The sequence below is a fragment of the Aquitalea sp. ASV15 genome, assembly GCF_016429115.1.
Taxonomy (GTDB): Bacteria; Pseudomonadota; Gammaproteobacteria; order Burkholderiales; family Chromobacteriaceae; genus Aquitalea; species Aquitalea magnusonii.
In genome coordinates this window covers 1-356 of the sequence record NZ_JAELTZ010000155.1, presented here as the reverse complement: position 1 = coordinate 356, position 356 = coordinate 1, and the positions used below count along the sequence as shown (strand labels likewise).

At 67.4% G+C, this 356-nt stretch carries 1 protein-coding gene; it reads left to right on the top strand.

Features of this window, described 5'->3' with window-relative positions:
- A partial coding sequence (locus JHD64_RS21290; RefSeq protein ID WP_199055630.1) for an Ig-like domain-containing protein occupies nt 1-356 on the top strand: 356 nt, incomplete at both ends.

Below are 356 nucleotides of genomic sequence, written 5' to 3'. Positions count from 1 at the left end.
GTGGTGGTCAGCGGCAGCACCGGCAGCGTCGAAGCCGGCCAGACCGTTACCGTCACCTTTACCGACAGCCAGGGCCATACCGCCAGCAGCACCGCCACCGTCGATGGCAATGGCAACTGGACGGCCAACCCGGCCAACCTGTCCGGCCTGACTGACGGCAGCATCAGCGTCAGCGCCAGCGTCAGCGACAAGGCCGGCAATACCGCCACCGCCAACACCGACACCGGCACGGGTCAGCCGGGCGAAAGCCTCAACACCGCCGCCAGCATCAGCATCGGCAACGATGGTGCCGGCAGCGATCACGTCTACAACAAGACCGAAAGCGGCGCGGTGGTGGTCAGCGGCAGCACCACGGG